The sequence below is a fragment of the Microvirga aerilata genome, assembly GCF_016743775.1.
In the GTDB taxonomy this organism is placed as follows: Bacteria; Pseudomonadota; Alphaproteobacteria; order Rhizobiales; family Beijerinckiaceae; genus Microvirga; species Microvirga aerilata.
This window is the reverse complement of sequence record NZ_JAEQMY010000125.1, coordinates 1-10135: the sequence shown is the minus strand read 5'-3', so window position 1 is coordinate 10135 and position 10135 is coordinate 1. Positions and strand designations below refer to the sequence as shown.

Annotated in this window: 11 protein-coding genes, 1 pseudogene and 1 riboswitch; of the genes and pseudogenes, 4 read left to right on the top strand and 8 right to left on the bottom strand. The window is 57.1% G+C overall.

Translation table 11 applies throughout. From position 1 onward, the window contains the following. Nucleotides 1-949 precede the first annotated feature (949 nt). Both JKG68_RS28875 and JKG68_RS28870 read left to right on the top strand, forming a co-directional pair. Nucleotides 950-1111 carry a helix-turn-helix domain-containing protein gene (locus JKG68_RS28875; protein WP_312891024.1) on the top strand — a complete coding sequence of 54 codons (162 nt, stop codon included), beginning with the start codon at nt 950-952 and terminating at the stop codon, nt 1109-1111. 50 nt (nt 1112-1161) lie between these two features. Next, nucleotides 1162-1273, top strand: a riboswitch (TPP riboswitch). Beyond that, nucleotides 1264-1356, top strand: a pseudogene (locus JKG68_RS28870) (YkoF family thiamine/hydroxymethylpyrimidine-binding protein); the annotation flags it as partial. (Overlaps the previous riboswitch by 10 nt.) 73 nt (nt 1357-1429) lie before the next feature. Here JKG68_RS28870 and JKG68_RS28865 read toward each other — a convergent pair. The 7 genes from JKG68_RS28865 to JKG68_RS28835 form a co-directional block, all read right to left on the bottom strand. Next, on the bottom strand, nt 1430-2479 hold the full coding sequence (locus JKG68_RS28865; protein ID WP_202065497.1) for a Gfo/Idh/MocA family protein: 1050 nt from the start codon (nt 2477-2479) through the stop codon (nt 1430-1432). Next, entirely contained in the window at nt 2476-3516 is a 1041-nt protein-coding gene (locus JKG68_RS28860; RefSeq protein WP_202065496.1) for a Gfo/Idh/MocA family protein, read from the bottom strand. Before JKG68_RS28860 ends, JKG68_RS28865 begins: the two co-directional genes overlap by 4 nt. A 1-nt stretch (nt 3517) precedes the next feature. After that, nucleotides 3518-4702 carry an ABC transporter substrate-binding protein gene (locus JKG68_RS28855; protein ID WP_202065499.1) on the bottom strand — a complete coding sequence of 395 codons (1185 nt, stop codon included), beginning with the start codon at nt 4700-4702 and terminating at the stop codon, nt 3518-3520. A gap of 247 nt (nt 4703-4949) precedes the next feature. Further along, nucleotides 4950-5681 (bottom strand): amino acid ABC transporter ATP-binding protein, encoded by a 732-nt coding sequence (locus JKG68_RS28850; protein WP_202065498.1) that lies wholly within the window; start codon nt 5679-5681, stop codon nt 4950-4952. A gap of 35 nt (nt 5682-5716) precedes the next feature. After that, nucleotides 5717-6376: an amino acid ABC transporter permease gene (locus JKG68_RS28845; protein ID WP_202065495.1), complete on the bottom strand. Its 660-nt coding sequence runs from the start codon at nt 6374-6376 to the stop codon at nt 5717-5719. Further along, on the bottom strand, nt 6373-7038 hold the full coding sequence (locus JKG68_RS28840; protein WP_202065493.1) for an amino acid ABC transporter permease: 666 nt from the start codon (nt 7036-7038) through the stop codon (nt 6373-6375). Before JKG68_RS28840 ends, JKG68_RS28845 begins: the two co-directional genes overlap by 4 nt. Nucleotides 7039-7111: 73 nt before the next feature. Continuing rightward, nucleotides 7112-7945 (bottom strand): substrate-binding periplasmic protein, encoded by an 834-nt coding sequence (locus JKG68_RS28835; protein WP_202065491.1) that lies wholly within the window; start codon nt 7943-7945, stop codon nt 7112-7114. A 158-nt stretch (nt 7946-8103) separates the two neighbouring features. Here JKG68_RS28835 and JKG68_RS28830 point away from each other — a divergent pair, with 158 nt between their 5' ends. Beyond that, nucleotides 8104-8829: a GntR family transcriptional regulator gene (locus tag JKG68_RS28830; protein ID WP_202065489.1), complete on the top strand. Its 726-nt coding sequence runs from the start codon at nt 8104-8106 to the stop codon at nt 8827-8829. A gap of 268 nt (nt 8830-9097) precedes the next feature. Here JKG68_RS28830 and JKG68_RS28825 read toward each other — a convergent pair whose 3' ends face one another. Then, the gene (locus JKG68_RS28825) at nt 9098-9364 is read right to left on the bottom strand and encodes a hypothetical protein (protein WP_202065487.1); all 267 of its coding nucleotides are present in this window, start codon (nt 9362-9364) and stop codon (nt 9098-9100) included. Nucleotides 9365-9399: 35 nt separating this feature from the next. On the opposite strand from JKG68_RS28825, the gene JKG68_RS28820 reads away from it, so the two are divergent. Then, nucleotides 9400-9843: a hypothetical protein gene (locus JKG68_RS28820; protein WP_202065486.1), complete on the top strand. Its 444-nt coding sequence runs from the start codon at nt 9400-9402 to the stop codon at nt 9841-9843. Nucleotides 9844-10135: the final 292 nt, after the last annotated feature.

Genomic DNA, 10135 nt, shown 5'->3' with positions numbered 1-10135 from the left:
ACCTGCATCGGCTCGCCCGGCGCGAGTTCGGCCGCCTCAAACGGCATCCCGAGATGATCGTCCGCTTCTTCCGCCATACAGGCCTCTCCGTTACCGGCATCCCGTGAAGATCATTAGGTCCCCTGTGTTTTCCGTTGCCTCAGGCTTTGCCATTACGAATAAGTCAGCAGCGCTTATCCGATATCGTTCCCGCGATATCCGGTTTGGCGCGGTTTGTTACACAAACCTTGCGCGTTCCCCTGGATGGCTTGCAAGGGGCAGGCTGGGTCTGAGCAGGGGAAGAGGTCTACCCAACCTTGGACATGATGCGGAGATCTGACCTCACTCATGATCAGCAGCGCGGGAGATCTGCCCCCGATCAGGCCATCCTTTTGGAAGCTATCAGACCACCCGAAGGAGCATAGCAACCGGGACTTCGTCTCGGGTAACCTGCGATCTGTCGTGTGGCACAATGGAAGGTGTCTCGATGTTTCGCCTGGACAATCGATCAGCTAGCAGGTGGCGGCGATCAAGCTTGCTGAGCTCTGCCAGCAGTACAAAGTCCCTGATCGCGCGAATGGCTGTTGGGGCATCCATGATCCTCCCCGGAAAATCGCTCGCACCGGGCTTGCAGCCGACGATGGAGAGGGTGACGGCTTGCGCTTCATACCGTGGGGGTAGGACTACCGTGACATGGCTGCGGCCATCGAGGCGGTCGAGGTTGCTGTAATTGGACGCAATTGCATCATTCCTGGATCGTGTGCCTCAGGGAAACCCTGCGCCTGCCGGGACACTCGGAGCACTTTATCGGTCGCTCCCGTCCGCGGGTGAGCTGGGCGAGTTCTCCGCTCGGTTGTTCAACTCCCTGGGCGGCTCCGTTTTGCTATTCCAAGAGTCTGGGTGAAGCCCTCAGAGAGGCGCATTCCGTCAGTTCGGCAAGACCCGCTCCAACTCCAGGCTGCTGGAGCCGGTGTACCTCTTCCTGTCGCGGCCGCTGGTGACCATGCCGCTCGGGGCCAAGCTGCTGAAGGTCACGCCTAAGGCCGTCGACCTGATGCTGGCGCAGCACGGTGGCGCTTTGCCACGTGAGCTCACCGGCCGCACCCGCTACCGCGCCTGGGGTATCGTGTAGAGCCTATGTCGGCCGATGTTGCGCTGGTGTTCCAATAAGTGCTAGGAACTCTCTATCGACAGGGGTGCTCCGTGATGCCGGGGCTGAGATGACGGTGCGAAGCCGTCGGACCCTCAAGCTGATCTGGGTAATACCAGCGGAGCGAGGACACGATGTTTTCCGGCGCACAGGTCTCCCTTTATCCCATGACTGACGACTTCGTCGGCGTGATCCTTGGCGCGATCGGCGCGCTTGAGCCCTACCGGCCGAACTTCTGAGCAAAAACGGATGAGCCGCGGAACGGGTTCAAACTAATCAGATCAAGGCCCATAGGTGATCCTACAACTTCTGTCGCCCTGATACAGACCGCGCTGCAGCTCCCTTGGGGGAACGCGCACCTGCCGCTAACACTGCGGCGACAAGGCGTTGGCTCTCAAGAGCCTCATCTCCAGAGACAAGCGGTTGGCGATTCATCGTGATTGCATCAACAAAATCTGTGATCAGTGCGCGGTGAGCATCGTGCGGGAAGTCCATAATGCTGGCTCCGCTCCCCGTTTTCCCTTCGGCCTCGACCTTTTCCTCCGCACCATCCAAGAACGCAAGATGCAGCGCTCCTCCAGTAAGGCTTGCGAAACCGTTCGTGCCGATGATTTCAATGCGTTCGGGGTAGCCAGGATATGCGGCAGTTGTGGTCATCAATGTTCCAGGGGCGCCATTGCCGAGGCGCAGTAGAGCTGCCACGTAGTCCTCAGTTTCCATATGATGAAGTTCTGTCGTATGGACATCCGCCGCAATCACCTCTGAGACGCCGACAAGTGACCGGAATAGGTCGAGGGAGTGGATCGCTTGAGTTAAAAGCACCCCTCCACCATCCCGTGCAAGAGTTCCGCGTCCTGGCTCGTCATAGTAGCTTTGGGGACGCCACCATGGAACTGACAGAAATGCTGCCTGAACTGTCCCAAGCTCTCCCGCCTCAAGTGCCTGCCGCAGCCGCAGACTGGCTGGTCTAAAGCGATGTTGGAGAACAACTCCCAGATGTCGCCCAGCCATGTTCGCCGCTTGGACTAGATGCTCCCCCCGTTCAAGGGTCAGCTCAAGCGGCTTCTCGACAAGAACATGCTTCCCCGCAGCAAAACACAGCTGTGACACCTCGAGGTGACTGCTCGGCGGCGTCAGAACGAGCACAGCCTCCACAGCAGGATCATTGATAGCTGCCTGAATATCTGTAGTGGTGCGAAACGGAAACTGCTGCCCATAAGCATTGACGCGCTCGGAAGACCGGCTTGCAGCCCAATGAACATTCACCCGGTCGGAGAGATCCACAAGGCTTTTTGAATGAGGCTGCGATGCTGGTCCAAGTCCGATCATAGCCAAGCCAAGTTTTCTCATGAACGTGATGGCTCTCTGGCTGCGGGCCTTGGGGCCCTACGAAGCTTTGTGGCATGCAACTGAGCCTCCAATGCTAACCGGCAAACGGTTAACACATGCGTCTGGCTCATGGCAGTTTCGGTCCGGTCGCGCACGTCGTTAAGGAAGCTTTTGAAATAAGTGAGTGGCTCATGACTGCAGTCGATGTACCGGGTGCCGGTACGATCGACAATAAACAAATGGTCAGTCCCTGACCTTCCGTCCAGATCCACGTACTTACGCAGCTCGATGGAACCTTCCGTTCCGAGAACGAAGAGACGCCCGTCGCCCCATGTTGGGAGACCCTCTGCGGTAAACCAATCGACGCGAATGTAGCCACTCCCTTGCGGACTCCTGATCAGGATCTCGCCAAAATCTTCGAAGTCCGCAAGGTCCTCCGGGCCAAAATGGCCGACACTTGAAGCGATGATGTTGCCATCGTTCGATCCTGTAAAGTGCAGAAATTGATCGATCTGATGGGATGCGATATCGATCAGAATGCCACCATGGTTCCTGACGTCAAAGAACCATGGCGGCCGGATTGCACGGTTGAGCCGATGCGGCCCTATCCCAATCGTCTGCACCACTTGGCCAATTGCCCCATCGGCGATAAGCTTTCCGGCTACAATGGTCGATGGAACCACAAAACGTTCAGAGAAGCAGATTGAGAAAATGCGGCCTTTGTCGCGTACTGCTTGCTGAACCGCAGCCAACTGCTCAAAGGATGTCACGCCCGGCTTATCCACCATGACATCTTTGCCACGCAACATGGCCTCAACGGCGATACCGGCCCGGTTGCAGGGTACCGCTGCCGACAAGATGACGTGAACGGAACCGTCGTCCAGGAGATAACTTTTCTCCATGGGAGTGAGCTGGGGAAAGCGTTCTTGGAAACCTTCGAGAACACGTGCGTCGCTCGTGCTCGGATCATACCCGACACAGGTAGCACCAGCGTCGAGTAAGCCGCCAACCATATGATAGATATGCCGGTGGTCGAGCCCAATAACAGCAAAACGCATGTTACTTCGCTTTGCTGCCAATCTCCTGATCCCAACGCCTGAAGGCTGCAACCAGCCGCTCTGGCGTAAGCGGCACTTCGGTCGGAAGTTTGGCAATCAGATCGTCATAGGTGGGACGACCGAACTCCTTTAGGATGTCGCGACTTTCCTGCGGTGCCATGGCCAAAGTTACTCCTTTGACCGCTGGGCCCGGGTAGAAGTAGCCCTTGTCATAGGTGACAGCCTGTTGCTCCGGCTTGAGCATAAATGACATGAGCGCGAGGACGACGCTAATCTTCTCCTCAGGAACGCCTTTTGGAATGCACATGAACTGTGTATCAGGGATCCAGTGGGTGCCTTCAAGGGCAAAGACTTCAGCTTCTTTAGGGACAATGCCGAGCGCCCGCGGGTTGATGTCCCAGCCGCAGGTCGTCACAATCATATCACGGGTGCCTTCACCGAGTTCTTTCATCGTAGCGCCAGTCCCTGCCGGATAGTAATCGATCCCTGCTCCGAGTTCCTTAAGGTAATTCCAGGTCTTGTCCCACCCATTAATCGGATCCTTGGGATCCTTGTCGCCAAGAATGTAGGGCATACCCATCAGGAATGTCCAACCCGGCCCTGAATTGACAGGCCTTGCATAGGTGAAGCGATTTGGATTGGCTTTAACCCAGGCGAGGAGATCGGCTGCCGTTTTGGGTACTGTTTTCACCCTATCTGGCGCATACTCGAACAGAGGGCCGGATGGCGAATAGACGACCGCCACCCCTTTATCCTGTCCGAAGTTCTTCTGCATGATGAGCGCCTGCTCATGGTACGTATCCTCGGGCTTTGGTAAGTTCGCCGCAAAGGATGTCCAGACATCCACCCAGAGGTCTTGCTGGATACCGTCGGACATAGCGCCAGGCCCTGTGAGCACCAGATCGATATCAACCTTGTTGGCTTGTTGCTGAGCTTTAAGTTTGCCCGGCAGCTCGGGCGAGGTGGCACGGTTGAAGGTCACACGAGAGACAAGCTTCGGATTTTCGCGAGCAAAACGCTCGATTGCGGCTTGTGTCAGCTGAAGGTTCCCTGCGACATCGATAATGTTCAGGGAAATTGGGCTGGAGGGAAGCCTGGCGGACTGAGCGAGCGCCCCGGATGCACACAGAACTGCTGTGCCGGACAATCCGCCCAACACGCTCCGGCGTGTTACATTCGACGTCATCATTCCTCCCGAAGGAACCATAATTGAGCCGAGGAGCGGCTCTCCAGCCAGGCATCAGGGTTCTCTGTTGGTATGGTAGTCGGAGGCTACTTAGGGGAACAGGTCTCTTTCGGAGTAGTCGCTGAACACGCTAGCATCGACCGACAGGGCTCTCTTACATCATTCTGCTTTGCTAGGATCACGCCCATGCCTCCTATGGGCCTGGCATAGCCGTTCTGGTTAGAATAACTAAGCCTGCTTGTGAGTGTTAGCCGTTCCAACCGAGGTGGCTCAAAAACTCCCGCGTTCGTTCAGCGGTCGGAGCCTCGAAGATCTGCTGAGGCGGGCCTTCTTCTAGCAACTGTCCGCGCTCGAAGACCACAACCCAATTCGCCACGCGACGCGCGAAGCTCATTTCATGTGTGACAACCACCATCGTCATACCTTCATCGGCAAGGGTGCGCATCACACTGAGAACCTCGCCCACAGTTTCGGGGTCGAGCGCCGAAGTCGGCTCATCGAACAGCATGACATGTGGTTCCATCGCTAGCGCACGCGCAATGGCGACACGTTGTTGTTGCCCACCTGATAGGTTGGCTGGGTAGTTGGCGGTCTTATCGGCTAGACCAACCTTCGTTAGGAGTGCCGTAGCGCGCTTGTGCGCCTCCTCCGCGCCCATCTTCCTGACGGTTGTCAGACCCATTGCGACGTTCTCTAAGGCCGTCTTGTGGGGGAACAATTCAAAGCTCTGGAAGACCATCCCCATGCGCTGACGGACCTTGCGCATCTCAGGCTCAGTCTTTGGCAGTGGTCTGCTCTCGAAACTTATTTCACCACCATCGAGTGTCTCCAGAGCATTGGTACAGCGAAGGAGGGTCGACTTTCCGGAGCCTGATGGGCCAATTAGGCAGACGACCTCGCCAGCGTTGACGTTCAGTGACACGCCATCGAGAGCTGTGAAGTTTCCATACTTTTTGCGCACCTTGTCATAGATAAGCATCGGCGGCTTGTCGGCGTTCTTGCGGGTGAAAGCGGTCATTCCCGCACTCCATACTTCCTGTGGATCCAATCAACGATCTTTGCTTGGGGATAGCCCATCAGCCAATAAATCGCGGCCATTGCGGTCAGCATCTCCAACACACGAAAGCTTTGGGAGCGGATCTGCATGGCTGTATGGGCTAGTTCACCGACAGCAATAACCGAGACAAGAGAGGTGTCCTTGAAGAGGGAAACCCAGGTACTGGCGAGAATTGGCAGAACGCGACGCCAAGCCTGCGGTAGGACGATCTGGCGGAAGACCTCACCCTTGCTCATGCCCAAAGCAAGCCCGGCTTCTGTCTGCCCTATACGGATTGAGTTTATACCTGATCGAAAGGTCTCTGAATTATAGGCAGAGACATTGAGGCAAAGCGCGACGAGACCTGTGGCGAACGGCGAGAGCCCCAATCCCGTGAGCACAGGCATCACGTAGAATGCCCAGTAGACAAGGAGCAGCAACGGCACGTTTCGAAACAGCTCAACAAAACCCGTCGCGAACAGGGCAACAGGCTTGAAGCTCGACCCACGCATAAGAGCAAGCACCACGCCACCTGGCACTGCGATCAGCATCGTTAATGCTGTCAGCAAGATGGTGACGGCTGCACCTTCCAGCAGGAGCCACCGGCTTTGCCAAACGATGGACCAATCAAGATTCATGATCGACCTAGATGTGCGACGCGGGTGTAGAACCGGTCAACGAGGCGTGTAACTGGAAAAATGATGAGGAAGTAGATCACCATTACAGTGGTAAATATCTCGATCGGCCGGTAACTCTGCCCTGCCAAGGTCTCGGCTTGCCGCATCAGTTCTGGAACAGCAATAACTGCTGCGATAGCGGTGTCCTTGATGGTGACCGATATGATGGAGCCAAAGGCAGGTAACATGCGCACGATTGCTTGAGGCAGCAGGATATGGCGCAGAATTTGCGAGTTCGACATGCCAATGGCCAAGCCTGCTTGGATCTGTCCTTTGCGGATTGACGTCAGGCCAGCGCGGATGACCTCGGCAACGTAAGCGGCCACATGAATGGTGATGCCAGTAAGGGCAGCCCAGAAGGGTGCAAATGTGTAACCTGAGATGATCGGGACTGCAAAATAGATCCAGACAAGGACGACGAAGACCGGGATGGCTCGCATTGAGTCGATGTAGAATACGAGCACGGCCTTCAGCCAGGCGGGGCCATAGAGGCGCCCGAGTGCGACCGCCAGCCCAAATACAAAGCTTGCAATCACGGCCGTGATCGAGAGCAGAACTGTCAACCACAGGCCAGCGGCTAGAAATCGCCAGCTACCAAGCAAGGGCGAGAAGTCAAAATCCATGACAGTGTCCCGGAGGATTGTTTGATCTATCCGCGAAGAGCCGGCCGCTCTTATCAGGCGGCCGGCTGCCACTTCACATCTTTTCGACCATTTGCGCTTCTTCAGCTACCAGCTGCTTCTGCATCCGGTCGCGAACAGCATTCAGCCAGGCGAGGAACTCGGGCTGGTTCTTGTGAATGGCCGAACCAATATCGGTCCCCATCTCCTTGCTATCTTGGCAGTTGTTGCCCTCGGGGAGCGCCTTCAGCCCCTTGACCTTTTTATTCAGTGCCACCCAAGGGATCCGGTTGATCGGGGTGATGTCGGCGCGTTTTGCCATGATTTCCTCCACCGGCGCCGCAGTGCCCGCGGTAGAGACACCACGTAGCGTAGCGTTCGGGAAGCGGGTTTTCACCCAATGCTCCTCGCCACCGCCCGTGTAATAGGCCACCACCACACCTTCCTTGTTGAAGTCGTCGATGCTTTTTGCATTGGCGACTTTTGGGTTATCAGCCCGGCCGAAGACGCAAAGGCTGGTGGATGCGTATGTGACGAAGTCGATGACCTTGAGCCGCTCCGGCGTAACAGAGAGGGGGGAGACCGTCATGTCGACTTGGTTCGACGCCAGCACCGGAACCTTCGTCTCATGCGACACTGCGACAGGCTGGAGCTTCACGCCCAGCAGTCGCGCATACTCTTTCGCGAGGGTCCAACCTGGACCAGACCACTGCTCGCCGCTTCCGCTGGTATTTTCGACCAGCCAGGGAGGATTGGCCAGAACACCGATGCGAAACGCGCCGGCCTTCTGGATCGCCTGCACGCGCGGGCTGTTTGTTGGTATGGCTTCGTCAGCGCTCGCTGAACTCACAAAACCGACAAAGCAGGCGGAGATTGCTAGAGCGCGCATGGCGCTACTCAGAAAACTCATTTGAGACCTCCCGGTTAGCTTTCTGGAGCAACTCTGTTCGCTGCACCTTGAAAGAGACTGACGTTGTTTATTGAAGAAGTGTCGACAACCGTCATGTATTCTTGTATACAAGTTGGTAGCTTGTCAAGAGTTGGCGACTTGATGCGGCTGGAGGAGTGATGGCACCAAAAAACGTGGAGGCCCCCCACATCAGGTCTATGCCTCCGGATGCGGAAACGATCTTTCAGACACTTCGAACTGATATTATCCGCATGCGGCTACGGCCGGGCGAAAGATTGTCAGAGAACGAATTGGGCTTACGTTTCGGAATAAGCCGCACCCCGGTACGAGCAGCAATCGTTCGGTTAGTTGACGATGGTCTTATCAAGGTCCTACCGCAGCGCGGAACTTATGTTGCTCCTATTTCGCTCCAGGCGGTGCGGCGTGCTCGCTTTGTGAGAAACGCGCTTGAGCTGGCGATTATTCGCGAGGCGGCTGAACACGGCCTACCGGAGGCGGCCATTCTCGAGGCACAGCAAGCTATCCACGACCAGGAGAATGCCGCTACAGACCCAGAGTTATTTACAGAGGCAGACGATAGATTCCATCGTACGTTTGCTAATGGCATCGGATATGGAAATATCTGGTCTGTTGTCGAGAACGAGAAGGCCCAATTTGATCGCATCCGCTTTCTCAGCCTGTCTCATGTGACGCCGATTGATTGTTTGATCGACCAGCACCGCACGATCCTGTCAACGGTGGAGGCCAGGGATCCTGATGCGGCGGAGCAAACCTTGCGTGCGCACCTGTCCATAGTTGTTGAGTCTGCCGTTACGTTGATGCGGATCAATCCTGATCTAATCGTCAATGACATCGACGACCCCCTGAAGGATCGTTTGGGCTAGCCACCCCATGAACGGAGCAGCCTCCTGCTGGCCAGCGTCTGAGGATGCATCTCTGGGTGCCTGTGCCCTTTTCGGTACAGCCACAGCCTCATTCCTCAGGCATTCTGATCGGGTCCCTGATGGAGCGGCTGGGGGCTGGTCCTCTCTGGAACTTAAGCGCCTCTGCGATGCGGGGCGCTTCTCTTTTGGTAGGAGCGCTGGCCGCGGCCCTGACCGACTTCCCATAAAGCGCAGCTTGAGCTTCCTCTCCCAAGGAGATGCCCTACGTTCAGGGCAGGGCGGAAGCCCGTCCGACAGTTTGTGAGAATGGCTCCACCGCGTGCCCATGCAGCGCCTGTTCATCATCGCTCCGTCTCTGGCTCGCCTGATCCAGAAGGAGAGGGGAGGCGAGCGGGTGCTGGAGGGCTACTTCCCTGACCAGCCGCGCCACAGCACATTCGTGCAGATCGAGGAAACCCGCAGCAGCCTGATCCTTGAGGTTGGTGGTGATGGCGCGTCCGAGGAGCACACCGACCTGCCTCTCGCCAGTGCTCACGCCCTGCTGGCGTCAGCCAAGGACAGGTCGAGTACGTGCGCACCAGGCTGCCCATCGGCTCACACGAGATCCAAGCCCCTCACTTCGTCAGGCCCGGTCCCCTCGATCTGGGTGCGTTTGAGGCTGCGCCGGTGGATGAGCCAAACTTGCCTCCGCTGCCCTGGTTCGGGCCGGAAGTCAGTGCCGAGCCCGCGTATCAGCGCCGGCGTCTAGCTTTCGACGGCACTTCATCGGTTTTCGAGGTGGACGTCGCGAACGCTGCGCTCAACAGCCTGCTCGACCTTCTGGAGGACCGGCTTTCAACCTGGCCGGTTCAGGGGCAAACCCCAGAGCTGGGTGCACCTGCGGCTGATGTTGCTCTCACTTCAGCTGCTCCTGTGCCCCTGCTGGAAGCCGAGGCGGATGAGGAGCTTGATGATCTCGGTGGTGAGGATGCTGTCATTCGCGAACGGGCGCTGCAGCCGCGGCGAGGCGGGTAGATCGTGGCACGTCCTAAAGTTAGAGGCAAAGGTAGAGGCGCGGCCTACTTCTTGTCACGCCCCTCGCTCGCACCCTGAAGTCTGGTTAGACAGCTCCTGGAAGCCCTGCTAAAGGGGCACCATGCGCAGGGTGGATCTGACCCGCTGCCAGAGAGAACGAGATGTCCGACTGTTTGCACTGTGAGATCAACCAGCTGGTGCAGGAGCGCTTTGAGCGCGGCGACACAGACCTCGTCGTGATGGCCTCCATGCTGGTCGAGAGCCTTGCTGATCTGATCCTGCTTGCGCCTGA